Annotated in this window: 18 protein-coding genes; 9 read left to right on the top strand and 9 right to left on the bottom strand. The window is 65.3% G+C overall.

What is annotated here, in order from left to right:
- Positions 1-19: 19 nt before the first annotated feature.
- Positions 20-493 carry a sensor histidine kinase gene (locus ACQCSW_RS18960; RefSeq protein WP_426988392.1) on the bottom strand — a complete coding sequence of 158 codons (474 nt, stop codon included), beginning with the start codon at positions 491-493 and terminating at the stop codon, positions 20-22.
- On the opposite strand from ACQCSW_RS18960, the gene ACQCSW_RS18955 reads away from it, so the two are divergent.
- The 3 genes from ACQCSW_RS18955 to ACQCSW_RS18945 all read left to right on the top strand — a co-directional run bounded on the left by ACQCSW_RS18955 (position 492) and on the right by ACQCSW_RS18945 (position 2,103).
- A complete protein-coding gene (locus ACQCSW_RS18955) occupies positions 492-725 on the top strand; it encodes a hypothetical protein (protein WP_426988390.1) in 234 nt (77 codons plus the stop codon). The two genes, ACQCSW_RS18960 and ACQCSW_RS18955, sit on opposite strands and share 2 nt — an antisense overlap.
- Positions 726-883: 158 nt before the next feature.
- On the top strand, positions 884-1,933 hold the full coding sequence (locus tag ACQCSW_RS18950) for a glycosyltransferase family 2 protein (protein ID WP_426988388.1): 1,050 nt from the start codon (positions 884-886) through the stop codon (positions 1,931-1,933).
- A 5-nt stretch (positions 1,934-1,938) separates the two neighbouring features.
- Entirely contained in the window at positions 1,939-2,103 is a 165-nt protein-coding gene (locus ACQCSW_RS18945) for a hypothetical protein (protein WP_426988386.1), read from the top strand.
- 91 nt (positions 2,104-2,194) lie between these two features.
- Here ACQCSW_RS18945 and ACQCSW_RS18940 read toward each other — a convergent pair whose 3' ends face one another.
- Positions 2,195-3,238 carry a glycoside hydrolase family 16 protein gene (locus tag ACQCSW_RS18940; protein ID WP_426988384.1) on the bottom strand — a complete coding sequence of 348 codons (1,044 nt, stop codon included), beginning with the start codon at positions 3,236-3,238 and terminating at the stop codon, positions 2,195-2,197.
- A 390-nt stretch (positions 3,239-3,628) separates the two neighbouring features.
- Here ACQCSW_RS18940 and ACQCSW_RS18935 point away from each other — a divergent pair, with 390 nt between their 5' ends.
- Entirely contained in the window at positions 3,629-4,447 is an 819-nt protein-coding gene (locus ACQCSW_RS18935; protein ID WP_426990738.1) for a response regulator transcription factor, read from the top strand.
- Positions 4,448-4,509: 62 nt separating this feature from the next.
- Positions 4,510-4,707: a hypothetical protein gene (locus ACQCSW_RS18930; RefSeq protein ID WP_426988382.1), complete on the top strand. Its 198-nt coding sequence runs from the start codon at positions 4,510-4,512 to the stop codon at positions 4,705-4,707.
- A gap of 38 nt (positions 4,708-4,745) precedes the next feature.
- Here the strand turns inward: ACQCSW_RS18930 and ACQCSW_RS18925 are convergent, their stop codons facing one another.
- The 7 genes from ACQCSW_RS18925 to ACQCSW_RS18895 all read right to left on the bottom strand — a co-directional run bounded on the left by ACQCSW_RS18925 (position 4,746) and on the right by ACQCSW_RS18895 (position 12,275).
- A complete protein-coding gene (locus tag ACQCSW_RS18925) occupies positions 4,746-6,215 on the bottom strand; it encodes an aromatic amino acid lyase (protein ID WP_426988380.1) in 1,470 nt (489 codons plus the stop codon).
- Between the two features lie 81 nt (positions 6,216-6,296).
- Positions 6,297-8,078 (bottom strand): urocanate hydratase, encoded by a 1,782-nt coding sequence (gene hutU / locus ACQCSW_RS18920; RefSeq protein WP_426988378.1) that lies wholly within the window; start codon positions 8,076-8,078, stop codon positions 6,297-6,299.
- A gap of 30 nt (positions 8,079-8,108) precedes the next feature.
- Positions 8,109-9,020, bottom strand: coding sequence for an ABC transporter substrate-binding protein (locus tag ACQCSW_RS18915; RefSeq protein WP_426988376.1), 912 nt, complete (start codon positions 9,018-9,020; stop codon positions 8,109-8,111).
- A gap of 105 nt (positions 9,021-9,125) precedes the next feature.
- A complete protein-coding gene (locus tag ACQCSW_RS18910; RefSeq protein WP_426988374.1) occupies positions 9,126-9,842 on the bottom strand; it encodes an ABC transporter permease in 717 nt (238 codons plus the stop codon).
- Positions 9,839-10,489: an ABC transporter permease gene (locus tag ACQCSW_RS18905; protein WP_426988372.1), complete on the bottom strand. Its 651-nt coding sequence runs from the start codon at positions 10,487-10,489 to the stop codon at positions 9,839-9,841. Before ACQCSW_RS18905 ends, ACQCSW_RS18910 begins: the two co-directional genes overlap by 4 nt.
- On the bottom strand, positions 10,486-11,592 hold the full coding sequence (locus ACQCSW_RS18900) for an ATP-binding cassette domain-containing protein (RefSeq protein ID WP_354251936.1): 1,107 nt from the start codon (positions 11,590-11,592) through the stop codon (positions 10,486-10,488). The genes ACQCSW_RS18905 and ACQCSW_RS18900 overlap by 4 nt, the downstream gene beginning before the upstream one ends.
- Positions 11,589-12,275, bottom strand: a complete 687-nt coding sequence (locus tag ACQCSW_RS18895; RefSeq protein ID WP_426988370.1) for an IclR family transcriptional regulator — start codon at positions 12,273-12,275, stop codon at positions 11,589-11,591. Before ACQCSW_RS18895 ends, ACQCSW_RS18900 begins: the two co-directional genes overlap by 4 nt.
- 257 nt (positions 12,276-12,532) lie before the next feature.
- Here ACQCSW_RS18895 and ACQCSW_RS18890 point away from each other — a divergent pair, with 257 nt between their 5' ends.
- The 4 genes from ACQCSW_RS18890 (at position 12,533) to ACQCSW_RS18875 (ending at position 17,967) form a co-directional block, all read left to right on the top strand.
- Positions 12,533-13,732 carry an allantoate amidohydrolase gene (locus tag ACQCSW_RS18890; protein WP_426988368.1) on the top strand — a complete coding sequence of 400 codons (1,200 nt, stop codon included), beginning with the start codon at positions 12,533-12,535 and terminating at the stop codon, positions 13,730-13,732.
- Positions 13,729-15,075 (top strand): formimidoylglutamate deiminase, encoded by a 1,347-nt coding sequence (locus tag ACQCSW_RS18885; RefSeq protein ID WP_426988366.1) that lies wholly within the window; start codon positions 13,729-13,731, stop codon positions 15,073-15,075. The genes ACQCSW_RS18890 and ACQCSW_RS18885 overlap by 4 nt, the downstream gene beginning before the upstream one ends.
- Before the next feature lie 364 nt (positions 15,076-15,439).
- Positions 15,440-17,038: a PucR family transcriptional regulator gene (locus tag ACQCSW_RS18880; RefSeq protein WP_426988364.1), complete on the top strand. Its 1,599-nt coding sequence runs from the start codon at positions 15,440-15,442 to the stop codon at positions 17,036-17,038.
- On the top strand, positions 17,035-17,967 hold the full coding sequence (locus ACQCSW_RS18875; RefSeq protein WP_426988362.1) for a glutaminase: 933 nt from the start codon (positions 17,035-17,037) through the stop codon (positions 17,965-17,967). Before ACQCSW_RS18880 ends, ACQCSW_RS18875 begins: the two co-directional genes overlap by 4 nt.
- The last annotated feature ends 59 nt before the right edge of the window (positions 17,968-18,026 follow it).

Here is an 18,026-nt window from a genome sequence, read left to right as displayed (position 1 = left end):
AGATGTGCCGCGGAGGGCGTCAGTCCAGGGGAAGGGTTACCGTCACGGTGGTGCCCTGCCCTGGCTTCGAACAGACGCTGACGGTGCCGCCGGCCTCATGTACTGCCACGGACATCAGCCGCAGCCCGTAGCCGTGGTTCTTGCCGCTGAACGCGAGGTCGCAGTCAAAGCCCGTGCCGTCGTCGGACACTACAAGACGGATGCCGTGGCCCACCGCCGCCAACTGGACGGTGAGCTCGGCGGCGTCCGAGTACTTTAAGGCGTTGCTCAGCGCCTCTCGCGCCGATTGGTAGAGGAGGAGCGCGCAGTCCGCCGGGATCTCGATGCCCCAGTGCGGAGTATCCCAGCGGACTGCCGTTCCTTGCTGGCGGAGGGGGCCGGTCAGCCGGTCAATGCAACCGGCCAGCCCCAAGGTGTGGAAGTCGAGTGGGTGGTGATCCGTGATCACTCCTCCCACTGCGTCGACCTCGCCCAGAGCTGATTCGTTCCCCATGAATCTTCCTGCTTCCCCGCCGTTTTCTTGTGGTGATAAATCCAGCGTGGACCGCCAACTGCATGACTTGCGAAGGGTTGGCTCAAGTTTGGATCAATTTCTTGGGGAGCCTGCCGGGGATCGTAATTGCGACGCCCGCCTTCTCAGCATCACCCGCGCCAAGCCCGGCGGCGTTGAGTTCTTCTTTACCAAAGCTTGCGCCTTCGTTGTTGGTTTTCTGCTGATGGATTGAGCTGGCACTGGAAAAGTCATAGGAGATACGAAATTCGAGAGTTTTCCTGTGGGGACAATTTACTTAATGCGCGTTGCGTCAGAACTTTATATATCTGTCCGTGCTTTCGATCGGAATTTTCCGGCTTCCATTGGTGCCCTTTCCGGGCCCGGATCCCTGTGATCACGGTACTTATTCCGGCGCACAATGAGGCTGTGGGCATCCGCGAAACCCTGACATCGCTGAAATTTCAGAGCCGCCTTCCGGACAGGGTGATTGTTGTGGCGGACAATTGCACGGATGCCACCGAGGAAATTGCCCTCGCGGAGGGCGCAGAGGTCCTCCGCACCGAGGGTAATTCCGATAAGAAGGCTGGCGCCCTGAACTTCGTGCTTGGCCGTCTCCTGCCGGGTGCCGAACCCGAGGACATGATCCTCATCCAAGATGCGGATTCTCAGCTGTCCCGTGACTTTATCGAGCGGGCCGTAGCCCATCTGCAGCGCGATTCCCGGCTCGGCGCCGTCGGTGGTGTTTTCCGCGGCGGTCACGGTGGCGGCTTCGTGGGGCACCTGCAGCGGAATGAATACGCGCGGTATGCCCGCGACGTAAAACGGCTCAAGGGTAAATGCCTGGTGGTTACCGGTACCGCCGCCCTGTTCCGCGCCCGGACACTGCGCGATGTGATCGCGGCCCGGCTGGACGGGTCACTGCCGCCGGGAAATGGCCGCGGCGGGGTCTATGACACCTCCGTCCTGACCGAGGACAACGAACTGTCGTTTGCCCTGCTCACGCTGTGTTACCGCATCAAATCGCCTGCGGACTGCACCTTGGTGACCGAGGTGATGCCGTCCTGGCGCGATCTGGGGGCTCAGCGGCTCCGGTGGAAGCGCGGAGCGGTGGAGAACTGCGTGCAGTACGGCTGGACCCGGGTCACGCGGCCCTACTGGGGACGTCAGATCCTGGCCATGCTTGGCGTCCTGGTGACGCTGGGCTACTTCAGCACGGTGGCGATTGCACTGGGCACGGGGGCCGGGCTGAACATTCAGCCGTTCTGGCTGGCCGTGACCGGTGTCTTCGTGATCGAACGTGTGGTCACGGTGCGGCTGCGGGGATGGAAATACATGCTCGCCGCCGCCACCATGTACGAGCTGGTGATCGACCTGTTCCTGCAGGTGGTCCATGCCAAGGCGTACCTGGATGCAGCCCTCAACAAGAAGAAAGCCTGGTAACAACCATGTATAACAACCCAGCAGCTCCCGCCGCGGCAGGAATTGGCTCCGGAACCCTCGCTATGACCGGTGCCGGCGACCTATTCTGGTTGGCGCTTGCGGCCTTCGCGCTCCTCGCGCTAGGCATGGCCATCAAGCGGATCGTCCCCGTCCGCGGCGACAAATCCTAGGCTGTTCCGCCGCAAGAGCTGAACAGAGCACAAGAACGCAGGGCGCCCGGTGATCCGGACGCACTGCCCTTATGTCTGGGCCGAGCAGGCGTCAGGTGACCACGCGGAGGACGCTGGAGCAGCCGCCGGTGTCGCACACCTTGTAAGTAGTGGTGTTACTGCCCTTAAACTGGTTGACGTAGCTCCCGTTGTTGGGGACGGCCTTCTGGACCCCGTTGATCCACAGCGTCACGTTGGAGCCGGTGGCGTCGGTCCATTTCAGCGTGGTGGTGTTCACGCCCTTGGCCTTGGTGGTGGCGGCGGATAATTTGATGGCCGAAGCCGGTGGGGGCAATGGTGCAGTGGCGGTGGGGACGAAGGAGAAGTCCCGGACCACTACCGATTCCGGCTTCACGTGGGAGGGATCCCCGCCTCCGCCGCCGGTGACCCACAGGTTGAAGTGGACCTGCTCCTTCGCCGGCACCGGAACTGTGCTTCCCTGCAGGACCGTGCGCTTCAGGAGGGTGCCGGTGAAGCCCTGGCCGGCGAATGTTTCGAATGTCAGCTTGCCCGGTTCCCACACCATCCGGTGCGTGATGATGGGGCTGGCGGTCACATCGAAAACTACGGTGTTGTTGCCTTGGCCGGGAGGCTTGGTGGCGTCGAACCAGTACCCGTGACCTTGGCTGACCGGCCACGATTCGCCGTAGGCTGCTCCGCCGCCCCAGGCTGATGCCTCGCAAAGGTCGATTTCGTTGTAGCCGGGCTCGGCCAGGGGGTCGTAGGTGAACAGGCATCCCCAGACCACTTCTTTCTGCAGCACGCTGAGGTTCTTCTCCACGGTGGTGCTGTAGGTTCCGTAGCCGAACCCCTGTCGGGTGGACTGGAATTCCGCGCCCACCGGTGCCCCGCCCGTGGGGTTGGTGAGCTTCAGCGTGACGTATCCGTTGGCGTCGGGGTTGCTGACGTTGGCGGCGTCGAACAGCCGGTTGTACTGCGGCGACCCGCCCCAGAAACGCTTTTCCCAGTTGAAGCCCTTCCACGCGAAGCTCCCGGCCGGGCCGGGGTCCGGCGGCGTGGTTTCGGCGGCCTGGGCGGACGGGATGCAACCAAGCATTGCCAGGCCCGCGGCCGCCACCATGGCCAGGGCTCTCATCGGACGGATGGAATGTGAGACAGGTAACCGAAAAGAAGCCATGCAACGCCCCTAACTAACATCTTGCTCCCCAGCGAGCAGCTTGCGCCCCCATTGAGCACACGTTGATCATCAGTCACAGCTGTCACGAAACGCAATAGCCGAAATGTAACTAATTTGAGCCAACCAACTCCTCAAGAAATACGCAATTTATTTCCGAACCTCAAGAATTCTGCAAATTCTTGCGAAGTGGAATTTTGCTCCCAGAACGGTGTGTAGGCTCACTAATTAGGCCGACCCCTCCGTATCGCTGAAATACCCATCCTCTTGGTGCTCACCGACGAATAGACTACGAAATATCTGGGATGGTGCGTTGCGTCGGCAGGAAATTATCAAACTTTGGGGGCAAAGATGGTGGAGCGGGGCGTTGCTGTTGTTGTTGAAGACGACGACGACATTAGGACATCGCTGAAGGAGGTGCTCCTGCAGTCCGGGTTTGCCGTGTTTGAAACGTCCTCCGGTTCGGAAGGGGTCAAGGCGGTGCGGGAACACAACCCCGTCATTGTCACCATGGACGTTGGCCTACCGGACTTCGACGGCATTGAGGCCTCGCGCCGGATCCGGACATTCAGCGACGCCTACCTCATCATCGTCACGGGCCGGGTGGAAGAAGCCGATGCGCTGATGGGGTTCGAGGCTGGCGCGGACGACTACCTCACCAAGCCTTTCCGTCCGCGGGAACTGCGTGCCAGGATCGCCGCGATGCTCAGGCGTCCGCGGTCGATTAGTTCCGTACCCGGGGACGGGAACGCGGCGCCCCGTGCGCTGGCCGAACCGCAACCGGCGGCTCCCGCCGAGCCCGCCGCCGTCGCCGACGCTCCACGCCCCCACGCCGGCCCCGTCGTCCTGTGCGACTTCGAGCACAGGGGCCTGACGCTGCACGAAGGATCCCGTTCCGCAGCCATCCACGGGGTATCGCTGGACCTGACCCGCACGCAGTTTGACCTGCTCCTGGTCCTGATGGAGAACGGCCGGGTGGTGCAGACCAAGGCCGACCTGGTCCGCCGCCTCCGGAACGACCCGTACAACACCGGTTCGTTCGTCACCGCCGGCGAGGAGCGCGCCGTCGAGGTCCACTTGGGAAACCTGCGCAAGCGCCTGGGCGACAGTTCCCGGTCACCGCGCTGGGTTGAAACCGTGCGTGGCGTGGGGTACCGCCTGGCGCCGTAGCCGCACCTGAACCTCAGCCCAGCTCGCCGGTCCCGGCTGCCGGGAGCGGAAGGATCCGGCAATTGGGGTCCACCTTGGTGGCCACCACGACGCCCTCCGGGGCCGCCCGCCTCCGCCAGGGCCTGCCCGATCCGGCGTTCGCTGTTGCCTCCGCCGCCGTATTCGTTGGAGGTGTCGATGAAGTTGAAGGGGCCTTCCAAGACCCGGCGGATGGCGGACCCAACACCTTCGAACCCGAGGAAGCCCCCGAAGCCGACTAACTTGTATCAGCGGCTGCGGCGCAGGGGCTGGCGGCCGCTTACGTGGTGCTTGCCAAGGCCGGCAGCCGGACGAGCTTCAACGCCCGCTCGACGTCGGGGCGAAGGTCGCGGTCCTGGCTGGCGGCCGGCAGGGTGAATCCGGCTTCGAGGGTTCTCCTAAGCAGTGGATTGCTGAACTCGGACGCGCTCCGTCCCTGCATGCGCAGTGCCCGCGCTGAACATACCAGTTCCACGGCCGTCAGGGTGGCCACCGCCTGGACGGTTGACTCCAATCGGTGGGTGGCCAGGCTGGCGAAACTGGCGTCTTCCTCGGCACCGAGGGACAGAACGACTGTCTGCAGGCTCACGGGCTGGGCATTGGCACGCACATGGCCCGCGGCGGCAGCCGCCACGTATTCAAGCATCATGACGCCGGATTGGCCGGAATCGTCGGCTGCGAGGAACCGGTTGAGACCAGTGAACGCGGGGTCGCAGAGCAGGTCTATCCGGCGGAGGTTGGTGGCGCAGGCCGTACCCAGGGCCAAGTGCAGTGCGTCTACCCGACGGGCAAGAGTTGTCATCTGGAAGAGGCCGTGATGGGCGACCCCGTTGGTCCCGTCGGCCTCAAAACCGAAGACCAGCGGGTTCTCGTGGCGGGCAACCACCAGCCGGTTCAGGAGCAATTCCAGCGAGGCAAGCTCCTCCGAGACCGCCCCGAGAACCTGCGGCAGCGTGCGCAGACAGTACGGATCCTGGATCCTGGCGACCTCGCCGGTGCCAGCCACCAGCCCGTGAAGTGTCGTTGCCATTTCACCCACGGCAGACGAATCGGACGCCCGAGCAACCTCAGGACTGAACGCCTCCGGATTACCTGACATCGCTGTGAAGGACAGGGCGCTCACCAGCGTGAGGTTCTCCAGCAGGACGGCAAGTTTCTGATGGCCAAGAACAGCCTGGGCGATGGTGAGCGCGCTGGAACTGATGAAAGGCAGGGCATCCTCGGTGGCCCAGCCTTCGAGCGCTTTGGGGATGGGGCTGCCGCTCATGGTTGGCCGTTCGCCCAGAAGCGTCAGGGCGGTCCCGGCCAAGGAAGAAAGATCGGCCGTTCCGATCCCTCCGAATTCCCGCACCTCCGGCAAAGCATCAAGGTTCAGCATTTCGGCGAGCGCTTCGGCTATGGCCGGACTAATTCCGGAAGCACCTGCCGCCAGTTGGGAGAGCCTGATCACCAGCATCGCCCGCACGGTTTCCCGCTCAAGGGGGCGTCCGGCATCCACGGCATGACTTCGCAGGAGATTCAGTCCATGCGTGTCCATCGCGTTGCCCGTCGGAGTCAGCGTCACGGAGCGGTTGGCGCCGACCCCGGTGGAACGCCCGTAAACGGGCCGGGCGCGGGCGGTTGCCCGCGCGGACCGCTGGGATGCAGCCATTGTTGCGACCGCGGACGCCGCCAGGGAGACCCTGGCGCCGCCCGTGGCCACGGCGACGATGTCCTTCAGAGCCAGATGGCGGCCGTCAATTTCGATCACCGGATGATCCTTCCATAAGCCGCCCGCCGCCAGGCCAGTTGGGGAGCGCGTTCAACAGGCCTGCCAGCGGCGGCAGTTTCGTCAGTCGGTCTCGGGGGCGGCAGCGTCCAGAGTTCGTTGCCGGGCAGCCGAGGCTGCAGAGCTACTTGCTTCTTCGGCCTCGGCGGTGTCTGCGGACTCCTGCATCGGGATGCGGACGCCGCGTTCTTTGGCGACGTCGAGGGCGCGGTCGTAGCCGGCGTCGGCGTGGCGGATGACGCCCATGCCGGGGTCGTTTGTGAGGAGGCGTTCGAGCTTCTGTGCGGCGAGGTCGGTGCCGTCGGCGACGGAGACCTGGCCGGCGTGGATGGAGCGGCCGATGCCGACGCCGCCGCCGTGGTGGATGGAGACCCAGGTGGCGCCGGAGGCGGTGTTGAGCAGGGCGTTGAGCAGCGGCCAGTCGGCGATCGCGTCCGAGCCGTCCGCCATGGCCTCGGTTTCGCGGTACGGGGAGGCGACGGAGCCGGAGTCCAGGTGATCGCGGCCGATCACGATGGGCGCCTTGACCTTGCCTTCCTTGACGAGCTGGTTGAACAGCAGGCCGGCCTTGGCGCGGTCGCCGTAGCCGAGCCAGCAGATCCGGGCCGGCAGGCCTTCGAACTCCACGCGTTCCTGGGCCGCGTCGATCCAGCGGTGCAGGTGCTTGTTCTCGGGGAAGAGTTCCTTGATGGCCTTGTCGGTGACGGCGATGTCCTCCGGGTCACCGGAGAGCGCCACCCACCGGAACGGGCCGAGGCCCTCGCAGAACAGCGGCCGGATGTAGGCCGGGACGAAGCCGGGGAATTCGAAGGCTCGGTTGTAGCCGCCCGTGCGGGCTTCGTCGCGGATGGAGTTGCCGTAATCGAAGACCTCGGCGCCGGCGTCCTGGAATTCGACCATGGCCTGTACGTGCTTGGCCATGGAGGCCTGGGCCTTCTTGGTGAAGCCCTCGGGGTCGGCGGCGGCCTCGCTGTGCCATTCCTCGACCGTGATTCCCTCGGGGAGGTAGGACAGCGGATCGTGGGCGGAGGTCTGGTCCGTGACGATGTCGACGGTGAGCTCGCCGGCGTTGTGGCGGCGCAGGATCTCGGGGAAGACCTCGGCGGCGTTGCCGACGTAGCCCACGGACCAGCCGCGGCGCTCTTCCTTGGCCGCCAGGACCTTGGCGATCGCGGTGTCGAGGTCCGTTTCGACCTCGTCCAGGTAGCGCTTGCCGGCGCGGCGGCGCAGGCGGGTCTCGTCGACGTCGACAATCAGGCACGCGCCCTCGTTCAGGGTGACGGCGAGCGGCTGGGCACCGCCCATGCCGCCGCAGCCGCCGGTCAGGGTCAGCGTCCCGGCGAGGGTACCGTCCTCGTCGCCGGTGAGTTTCCGGGCGATCGCGGCGAACGTCTCGAAGGTGCCCTGCAGGATGCCCTGGGTGCCGATGTAGATCCAGGACCCGGCGGTCATCTGCCCGTACATCATTAGGCCCTCGGCCTCCAGCCGGCGGAATTCGGGCCAGTTGGCCCAGTCGCCGACAAGGTTGGAGTTCGCCAGCAGCACCCGCGGCGCCCACACGTTGGTCCGGAACACACCGACCGGTTTGCCGGACTGGACCAGGAGCGTCTCGTCCTCTTCCAAGGTTTCCAAGGTGCGGGTGATGGCGTCGAACGCAGCCCAAGACCGGACGGCACGGCCGGTGCCGCCGTAGACCACCAGATCATCGGGGCGTTCGGCCACCTCGGGGTCCAGGTTGTTCATCAGCATGCGCAACGGGGCTTCCGTCTGCCAGGACTTGGCGGTGAGCTCAGTGCCGCGGGCTGCTTTGACCGGGCGGGCACCGGTGGTGAAATCGGCTGTCATTCTGTGTTCTCCTAAAACTGGAAGACGGGGTCAGACCAGGTTCTTGGACTTGAGCCAGTCCTTGGCGATCTCGCCGATGTCCTCGAACTTCGCCACCCGGCCATTCATCTCGATGAGGTCTTCCGTGGTGAGCGCGGCCGAGACTTTGTTCAGGACCTCCTTGACGGTGGCCGTGGACTTCTTTTCGTTGATGACCGGGACGATGTTCTCGGAGAGGAACAGGTTCTTGCTGTCCTCAAGGGCCACCAGGTTGTTGGCGGACAGTGCCGGATCGGTGCTGAAGAGGTCGGCAACCTGTACCTGGCCGGAAAGCAGGGCGTTCAGCGTCAGGGGACCGCCGGCGTCGAGCGCTGAGAATTCCTTGAATTCCAGGCTGTAGACGGACTTGAGGCCGGCCACACCGTTCAGGCGGGTCTTCCACTCCGGCGGGCCGCCCAGAACCAGGTCCTTGGCCACCGGCTGGAGATCGCTGATGGATTTGAGGTTGTACTTCTCGGCGGTTTCCTTCTTGACCGCCAGGACATCCTTGTCTTCGGCTTCGGACGCCGTCAGCATTGTCAGGCCGGAGGGGACTTTGGTGCCCAGCTCCGTCGCCACCTCTTCAGAGGAAACGGCCGTGGTGGCTGGATCGAGGTACTGCAGGAGGGCCCCGCCGTATTCGGGCATAAGGTCGATGGAACCGTCCTTGAGGGCCGGGATGGTGACTTCGCGGCTGCCGATGCTGGGCTTTTCGGTGACCTGAACGCCCTTGCTCTTGAGTGCCTCGGCGTAGATCTTGGCGATGAGCTGGCTTTCCGGGAAATCGGCGGAGCCCACAATGATGCTGTCGCTTGAGGCTGCCTGGGTGTTGCCGGAGCTGCTCATCGGGTCACCGCCGCCGCAGGCGCTCAGGGTGATGGCGGCCACTGCGGCCAGTGTGAATCCGGTCAGGTACTTTTTCATGAGTTTTCTCCTGTGAAGGGGGCGCCGGGCATGCGGCGGCCAGATGAGGGTGGTTCGCGGTGGGATGGGCCGCCGGGCGGCCGCCTGGTTTGGCTGGGGGAGGGATCAGACCGTGGCGGGGGTGTTCACGGTACCGGCCGGGAGGGCGGCCTTGACGGTGCGCCGGGTCAGTCCTGGTGAGACAACCCTGCGCGTGATGAAGGCGAGCAGCTGGTCGAAGAAAAGTGCCAGCAGCGCCACGAGCACGGCGCCGGCAACCATCTGGCTGTAGTCGTTCTGGGCCTTGCCGTCGATCAGCAGGCGGCCGAGTCCACCGAGCGAAATGTAGGCCGCGATGGTCGCCGTCGAGATGATCTGCAGCAAAGCACTTCGGACGCCGGACAGTACCAGCGGGAGCGAGCAGGGGAGCTGAACATCCGTGAGGATCTTCATGGTGCGGAAGCCCATGCCCTTGGCAGCGTCGACGGCGGCCGCATCCACTGCGCGGATGCCGGCATAGGTGTTGGTCAGGATGGGCGGCACCGCGAGCAGCACCAGGACGATGAGGCTCGGCAGGATGTAGCCCATCTTGGATGGGAAGGCCGGCGAGATCAGCAGCACGAGGAGGATCAGGAGTCCCACGCTGGGTAGTGCGCGGAGGGCATTGGCCAGGCCTGCGATCATGAAGACGCCCTTGCCGGTGACACCGATGTAGACGCCGAGCGGAACTGCGATGACGGCCGCGATGGCGAGGGCGATGAGCGAGTAAACGAGGTGCTCGCCGATCAGGTTCGGGATGCCGTCGGCGCCGGTCCAGTGCGCGGGGTCGAACAAGTAGTTCATGATGCCACCACCTTGGGGGTCCACGGTGTCAGCCACCGGTTGAGGAGGATGATCAGTCCGTCCAGGATCATCGCCAGGACTACACAGAGCACGATGCCGGCGATGATTGGCGTGTAGAAACGGAGCTGGAAACCTTGCGTAAAGAGCGAGCCAAGCTGCGGGATACCCAGCAGCGCGGCTACGGAGACAAGGCTGACGTTGGATACGGCGGCGACGCGCAGGCCTGCGCAAATGACGGGGACGCCCACCGGCAGTTCGACCTTCAGGAGGCTCTGATAGCCGCGGTAACCCATTGCTTTGGCAGCCTGGGCAGTGTCCGCAGGAACAGAGTCGAGGGCATCCGCCACCACCCGCACCAACAGTGCCACAGTGTAGATGGTTAGCGCGGCCACGATGTTGAGGGGGTCCAGGATCTTGGTGCCCAGCACCAGTGGCAGCAGCACGAACAATGCCAGCGAGGGCACGGTGTACAGCAGGCCCGCGATGCCCACCAAGAGGGGGTAGATCCGGCGGCTGCGGTGTGCCCACCAGCCCAAGGGCAGGGCAATCAGCAGGCCGAGGATCAGTGGGGTGACGGCTAGCAGGACATGCCAGCCGAGCAGGAACACAATATTGTCGAACTGGCGGCCCAGCCATTCAACGTTCATCGGGCCGTCTCCAGGTGCGGTTCGGCTTCGATGGCCTTGACGATGTCGGACGCAGTGACCGTGCCGATGAGCTCACCGGTGTCATTGACGACGACGCCGCGCCGGCTGGGGGAGGACAGGGCTGCGTCAAGCAGTTGGCGCATGGTGCCGGCCGATGTCGCGGACGTGCCGCTGAGGTTCAGATGCTCCCGCTTGAGCTCGCCGACGATCAGCTCGGGCTGTGCCCAGCCAAGCGGCTTCCGTCCGCCGTCGACCACCAGGACCCAGGCCCCGGTTGCCCGGCCCTGCGCTTCAGCGGCGGAGGCCCCGAGCTGAACCACGGCTTCTTCGTTGACCGTCACGGTTCCGGCCACATTGGTGAAGCCGAGGGAACGGTAGCCCCGGTCGCGTCCCACGAAGTCGGCTACAAACTCGTCGGCCGGCGAGGTGAGCAGCTCTGACGGCGTGGCCATCTGCGCGAGCTTCCCGCCGACGCGCATCACGGCCACCTGGTCTCCCAGCTTGAGGGCTTCGTCGATGTCGTGGGTAACCATGATGATGGTCTTGCCGATTTCACGCTGCAGGCGGAGGAATTCGTCCTGGAGCTGCGCACGGACCACGGGGTCCACGGCGCTGAAGGGTTCGTCCATAAGCATGAACGCAGGGTCCGATGCCAAGGCGCGAGCCACGCCAACACGCTGCTGCTGGCCGCCCGAGAGTTGCCAGGGGTAGCGCTTGGCGAAGTTCGCCGGAAGGCCAACGCGCTCCATGAGCTCGAGGGCCTTCATACGGGCTTTCTGCCGGCTCTCGCCCAGGAGCAGCGGCATGGTGGCCACGTTGTCCACGATGGTGCGGTGCGGGAAGAGCCCGGCGTGCTGGATCACGTAGCCGATCCTGCGGCGGAGCAATGCTGCGTCCATCCCGGAGGTGGGCTGGTCATCAAGGTAAATGGTTCCGGCGGTGGGCTCGATGAGGCGGTTGATCATCCGGAGCGAGGTGGTCTTCCCGCAGCCTGACGGGCCCACAAGGATGGTCAGCTTGCCGGTGGGGGCTTCGAGGTCCAGCCCATCCACGGCCACTGTCCCGTCCGGGTAGGTCTTGGTAACACTTTCAAACCTGATCATTTTGTATCCATGCTTTCCAGGGGCTTTTCATGGTTTTCGGAGGGCGTGGTGAGAATGGTTTTGGCCACCTTCGCCAGGTCCTCGCCGATCTTCCTTGCCTTCAGCTCGTTCAGCCTGTAACTGGGCGCCACGATGCTCAGGGCGGCCACGGTCCGGCCGCCCATGATGACGGGGGCGGCAATAGCCGTCACGTCATCTTCAACGCCGCTGCGCATGACGGCGAAGCCGCGTTCGGACTCGCCGCCGGTGAGGACTTTGCCTGCGGCCGATCCCTCCAGTGGGATACTTCTGCCGACCCAGCTGGCATGCCGGATCGAGTGGGTTCCTTCAACGATTGCTATGTAGATTCCGGTGTCGCCGGTGCCGGGAATGCTGAGGTAGCAGGACTCACCGGTTTTTGCGACGAGTCCCTTCATGGCCGGGGTGCAGAGGGAGACCAGGGATTCGTGGCCCAGGGCCAGTGCCCCCAGCTGGATGACGCTGGCCCCGGGCCTGAAGTTCCCGCCCGGATCCCGTGAGACGAACCCGCTGGCCTCGAGCGTCCGGAGCAGACGCAGGGCCGTGCTGGCGGACAGATCAACCAGCCGGGCCGCGTCGCTGAGGCTGATGGCACCGTCTGTGCAGACGGCACTCAGCAGCGCCAGGGCCCGTTCCACCGTCCGGGTTGAAGAATCTGCAGCCACTGGTTGACCCGCTTTCGAGTGGTGTGAATCACTATGTCTTGCCACTAAGTAAAAACCAACTTTCACTCGATGGCAATAGGTGGCGTCTACATTTCACTCGTTCTTCACAAAATCCGGGTTGATCGCCGCCAGTGCGACAGCCCCGTTTCCGGCGTGTTGCAGTCTCGTTATCTGTCACGGGCACTTGTCCCCAAGCCTTGCCATGGAGTGGAAAGTGGCTTTTACTTGGTGGCAGTTCATACCAATCGGAGGTTCATGTGGAAACCGTCAACCAGCTCCTCGATTCCATCAAGGACGTGGGCCGCGATGCGGTCCGCGGAGGCTATTCCCGGGCCGTCTACTCGACGGCGGAACTCGACCTGAGGTCCTGGTTCATCGAGCAGGCAACGCAGCGTGGCCTGGACGTCGAGACCGACCGCAACGGCATCATCTGGGCGTGGTGGGGCAAGCCCCAGGACGGTGCCCTGGTGACCGGCAGCCACCTTGACTCCGTCCCCGGCGGCGGCGCCTTCGATGGTCCCCTGGGGGTCGCGTCCGCGCTGGCCGCCGTCGATCTCCTCAAGGCCCGGGGCGTCCAGCCGCGCCGCTCCCTGGCCATTACCGCCTTCCCGGAAGAGGAGGGTTCCCGCTTTGGAGTTGCCTGCCTCGGATCCCGCCTCCTGACCGGAGCCATTGACGTCGACAAAGCGCGGAACCTGCGCGACGGCGACGGCAACACGTTCGCCGACGTCGCCCGCGCCAATGGCCTGGACCCGCGCCACATCGGGCCGGATCCGCAGGCGCTGGCACGGATCGGTGACTTCGTTGAACTGCATGTGGAGCAGGGCAAGGGCCTCGGCGCGGGCGGCCCGGCCATCGCCGTCGGCAGTTCCATCCTGGGCCACGGGCGCTGGAAGCTGAGCATCAGCGGCCAGGGCAACCACGCCGGGACCACCTTGATGGCGGACCGTGCGGATCCGATGGTGGCGGCCGCCCAGATCATCGTGGCCATCCGGCAGGCCGCCGCCCGCCAACCCGATGCGCGCGCCACGGTGGGGCGCCTTATCCCGGTGCCGGGCGGCACCAACGTCATCGCGTCCCGCGTGGACATGTGGCTGGACGCCCGCCACCCGGACGACGCCGTCACGGCCAGGCTCATCGAAGCAATTCATGGCAGGGCCCAGAGGCTGGCGGCCGAAGAAGGGTGCACGGTGGCACTGACCGAGGAGTCCTACAGCGGCACCGTGCACTTTGATCCAGGCCTGACCCGAAGCATCAGCGGGATGCTGCCGGACGCGCCCTTGCTGGCCACCGGGGCAGGTCATGACGCCGGTGTGCTGGCCGGGTTTGTGCCCTCCGCCATGCTGTTCGTCCGGAACCCCAGCGGAATTTCGCACTCCCCGGAGGAGCACGTCACGGACGAGGACGCTGGCGCGGGGGCTGCCGCCCTCGCGGACGTCCTGGCAGGCCTGCTGTGATGCGGTACTGGTGCGAGCAGGCAATGGTCGACGTCGGTGCTGGTCCCTCAGTTGCCGAACGGGTGGAGATCGAGGCCGAGGACGGCCGGATCACCCGTATCTCCCCGTCCGTTGACGCTTCGCCCGGCGCGCATCTCATGCCCGGCGTTGTTTTCCCCGCCGCGGCCAACGCCCATTCGCACGCGTTCCACCGGATCCTGCGCGGCCGCACGCACCACAACCGCGGCGACTTCTGGGTCTGGCGGGAGCACATGTACCGCAGCGCAGCCGAGCTGACGCCCGAAGCCTACGAGCAGCTCGCGACGGCGGTCTTCACGGAGATGGTAGTGGCCGGCTTCAGCAGCGTGGCCGAGTTCCACTACGTGCACCACCAGCCCGGCGGGCAACCGTACCCTGAGCCGCATGCCATGGAGCTTGCCCTGGCCAGGGCAGCTGCCGCCGCCGGGATCCGGCTGACGCTCCTGGACACCCTGTACCTGGCCGGCGGCATTGGCATGCCGCTGAGCCAGGAGCAGGCCAGGTTCGGTGACGCTGACGTGCACGCATGGCTTGACCGGCTGGCTTCCCTTCGGACCCACATCGCAGGGACCTTCCCGCCGGGCATGGTCAGCGTGGGGGCCGCTCTGCACTCCGTCCGCGGGGTACCGGAGGCGGACCTGGCCGTGGTGGCCGAACACCTGCCGCACGACCTGCCGCTTCACATCCACCTGAGCGAGCAGCCCGCCGAGAACGCGGCGTGCCTGGCAGCGCACGGGCTGACGCCCACAGGACTCCTGGCCCGGCACGGCCTGCTCAGCCGGCGCCTGTCTGCAGTCCACTGCACGCACCTGACGGCTGAAGACATCGACTTGCTCGGAAACGCCGGGGCAACAGTGGTCATCTGTCCCACCACCGAGGCGGACCTGGCCGACGGCATCGGGCCCGCCCGGGCGCTGGCCGACGCCGGGGCCTCCATCGCGCTGGGGACTGACCAGCATGCCGTGATCGACCCCTGGATCGAGATGCGGGCGCTGGAGCACGGGGAACGCCTGGGCTCCGGGGAACGCGGCCGGTTCTCTCCGGAGGAGCTGCTCCACGCCGCCACGGAGGGGGCAGCCCGCTCCATGGCCACGCCGGTGGCACCGGAGGCCTTGCGGGTTGGTGCTGTCTGCGATCTGGTGGCTGTGGCCGCCGGCTCGGCACGGACCGCGGGATCGAAACCACAGCAGCTCCCGTTGAGCGCCACCGCCTCCGACGTCACGTCGGTGGTCATCAAGGGGGAGTTGGTGGCGTCCGACGGCGTGCATCACCGCCTGGGAGCGGCGGGGAACCTGCTGACGGAGGCCCTCAAAAACTTTTCCTGACCGGGAGGCGATCACTGAGTAGACCTGGTCCGCGAACGCCTCGAGGCCCGAGGCCCGAGGGCAGCACCGGCGGCATGATGTTGAAGCACGGGCCGGTGCCTCGCCGCTCGTCCAGCCGGTGCAGCTTGCGGGTGCCGGGGCTCGGGACGATCCGGGTCCGAATGGCCGGCGCCGGGGAAAGCTGCGCTGGCAGCCGCTTCGGGCCTTGGGGGCCATACCGGGCCATAAATCTTCCGGACTTGGTCAGCCAACCGAAAAGCTGCCACTGCATTTGGGCTCCTTTACATATTTTGGGGGATCCTGCCTGGATAGCATGAGGTGACCGGACAGAGCCGTCCGGCCAGATCGACGCAGAAGGAAGCCCATGGCAGCGGTTACGGTGGACGATATCCTCTCGGATCTCCCTGTGGGTTTCGCCAGCCTCATCCTCCGGCCTGCCCCGGCCGGCTCTGCGATCGAACGGTTCCTGATACTGGATGCGGATGATGAAACGTCCGACGGCGGCGAAGCCTTTGTCCTGCTGATCGGCGTCCGCGGCCGCTCGGCTTTGCCCGCGCTGCGGCGGCTCCTGAAGAACCCTCCGCCGGTGGTGGCCGTCAAGGGAAGGCGTGAAGAGCTCACCGAAGCTGAAGAGCTGCTCCGCGATGCCGGCACGGGCCTGCTCCTCGTGGATCCGGGGGCTGACTGGGACCGGCTGCTGTCCATCGCCAAGGACCGCATCCAGCCGCGCAGCTACCAGAACGAAGTGCTGACGCTGCTGGAAGAGGACCTGTTTGCCATCGCCCAGACCACCGCCAGGCTCACATCCAGCCACGTGGTCATCGAAGACGCCGCCAACAAGGTGCTGGCATACTCCACTGTTTCGAACGACATCGACGAGCTGCGCAAGGCCTCCATCCTCGCCCGGCGCGGTCCGCGTAAATACGAGCTGCTGCTGAAGGACCTGGGCGCCTACCGTGAACTGCACAGGACCCGGCTGCCGGTGCGGGTACCGGCCCGGCCCCAGGACGGGCTGCGGGAGCGCGTGGCCGTCACACTGTTCGCCGGGGACCGGATCATGGGCTACATCTGGCTGCAGGAAACCGGGGCGGGCTTCGGCACGGACGTTGATCACGTGCTCACCGGATCTGCTGCACGGGCCTCCGCCGAGCTGATCCGTTTCCGCAACCAGCAGTCCGTACACATGCGCGAAGACCGCATTGCGCGGATTTTGTCAGGTCCGGCGGAAGCCGCGGCCAGTGCACACAGCGAGAAAATCTCCGCTGAGCGCCCGGCCGCATTGATCCTGATAGGAATGTCCGATGCCGATGCTCAGGCCGACGACGCAGCACTGAAGCACGGCGAACTCGCCAATCTGGCGTCCATCCACGCGGCCGCCTATAAGGCGTCCGCAGTCGTCGGCCAGTTCAAGGGCGACACTGCCGTGATTATCCCTGGCCTGCAGTCAACCTCCGCGGAGCCCGGACTGCGGAGCCTGGCCGAGTCCATCGTCCGGGATGCCGGCAAGCACCTCGGCATCAGCCCGTTCGCAGCCGTCGGTCCGGTAGTCCCGGACCTGCTGTCCCTGCACTCAACCACCCGGATCACCGAGGCCCTGTTGCGTTGTGTGGGCACGTCTCCGGACAGGGCCGTTGCCACGGTGGACGACTTCGAGGGAGAGGTCCTCTTCCGCGAGGCGGTTCAGAATTTCACGTCCTCCACATTCCGCCACCGCAGCCTTTCCGCCCTACTGCGGCAGGACGCCGAACTCGCGGAAACCCTGCACGCGTACTTCGAAGCGTCGCTCGATGTCGCGGAGTGCGCCAGCAGGATGGGGCTGCACAAGAACACCGTCTATTACCGGATCAGCAAGGCCTCCCGGGCGACTGGCCTGAACTTCGGTGATCCCCGGGACTCGCTGGTGGCCCTCCTCCATATCCAGGAATGGGCCGGCACACCTAAAGAACAATTGGGCAGGAAATGACTACAGCACTTATAGCACCGCCGTTGGACCCAATACTGGACGACATCGTCCGCAGCCACAGGCCACAGCGCGAAACCGGTTCTGTCCCGGCCAACATCCCCCTGCTGGCAGCGGTACCTTTCGACAGGTTCGGGATCGCCGTCGTCACCACTTCCGGTGAGGTGTTCCGTTCCGGCGACGCCGACGTCCCTTTTTCCATCCAGAGCATCTCCAAGGTGTTCACGCTGGCAATGGCGCTTCGAGGCGACAGCTCAGGAACACTGTGGTCCCGCGTGCTGCGCGAACCATCCGGCACCTCGTTTAACTCCCTGGTCCAGCTGGAACTGGAGCACGGCATCCCGCGGAACCCCTTCATCAACGCCGGCGCCCTGGTGGTCACAGACCACCTGATGGAAGAAACGTCCGACGCCGCCACCCAGGTGCTGCGGTTCCTCACCGCCCAGGCAGCAAGCACTGGGCCCTTCATCGATGAGGCCGCCGCAGCCAGCGAGCTCGCCAGGAGCAGCCGCAACCTGGCCCTGGCGCACTTCCTGAAGGACTTCGGCAACCTGAAGCAGACCGCGGAATCCGTGGTGGAAAACTACGTCCGCCAATGCTCAATCATGATGACCTGCGTGGAACTCGCCAAAGCCGGACTCTTCCTCGCCCGCAACGGCCAGGGGGCGCTCGGACCAGTGGTGTCCCCCAGCGACGCGAAACGCATCGGCTCCATCATGCTGACGTGCGGGATGTACGACGCCGCAGGCGAATTCGCGTACCGCGTTGGCCTTCCCGGAAAAAGCGGTGTGGGCGGCGGGATCCTGGTCATCGTTCCGGGTGAATGTGCCATTTGCGTTTGGAGTCCGCGGCTGGACGCCAAAGGAAACTCGCTGGCCGGCACTGCCGCTCTCGCCGACCTTTCCGACCGCACCGGCTGGTCCGTCTTCTAAACCCCCAGGTTGCACACCCCCACAACTTCTTTCCCAACCCAGCAGGATCTTCTCCGTAT

Origin of the sequence: Pseudarthrobacter sp. Y6 (genome assembly GCF_050156205.1) — a bacterium.
Lineage (GTDB): Bacteria > Actinomycetota > Actinomycetes > Actinomycetales > Micrococcaceae > Arthrobacter.
This window is presented reverse-complemented; position numbering and strand designations above follow the sequence as displayed.

Coding starts and splice junctions, on each gene's coding strand:
- ACQCSW_RS18955 (WP_426988390.1), top strand. CDS start 492: ATGAATCTTCCTGCTTCCCCGCCGTTTTCTTGTGGTGATAAATCCAGC.
- ACQCSW_RS18960 (WP_426988392.1), bottom strand. CDS start 493: ATGGGGAACGAATCAGCTCTGGGCGAGGTCGACGCAGTGGGAGGAGTG.
- ACQCSW_RS18945 (WP_426988386.1), top strand. CDS start 1,939: ATGTATAACAACCCAGCAGCTCCCGCCGCGGCAGGAATTGGCTCCGGA.
- ACQCSW_RS18940 (WP_426988384.1), bottom strand. CDS start 3,238: ATGAGAGCCCTGGCCATGGTGGCGGCCGCGGGCCTGGCAATGCTTGGT.
- ACQCSW_RS18935 (WP_426990738.1), top strand. CDS start 3,629: ATGGTGGAGCGGGGCGTTGCTGTTGTTGTTGAAGACGACGACGACATT.
- hutU (WP_426988378.1), bottom strand. CDS start 8,078: ATGACAGCCGATTTCACCACCGGTGCCCGCCCGGTCAAAGCAGCCCGC.
- ACQCSW_RS18915 (WP_426988376.1), bottom strand. CDS start 9,020: ATGAAAAAGTACCTGACCGGATTCACACTGGCCGCAGTGGCCGCCATC.
- ACQCSW_RS18910 (WP_426988374.1), bottom strand. CDS start 9,842: ATGAACTACTTGTTCGACCCCGCGCACTGGACCGGCGCCGACGGCATC.
- ACQCSW_RS18905 (WP_426988372.1), bottom strand. CDS start 10,489: ATGAACGTTGAATGGCTGGGCCGCCAGTTCGACAATATTGTGTTCCTG.
- ACQCSW_RS18900 (WP_354251936.1), bottom strand. CDS start 11,592: ATGATCAGGTTTGAAAGTGTTACCAAGACCTACCCGGACGGGACAGTG.
- ACQCSW_RS18880 (WP_426988364.1), top strand. CDS start 15,440: ATGGCAGCGGTTACGGTGGACGATATCCTCTCGGATCTCCCTGTGGGT.
- ACQCSW_RS18875 (WP_426988362.1), top strand. CDS start 17,035: ATGACTACAGCACTTATAGCACCGCCGTTGGACCCAATACTGGACGAC.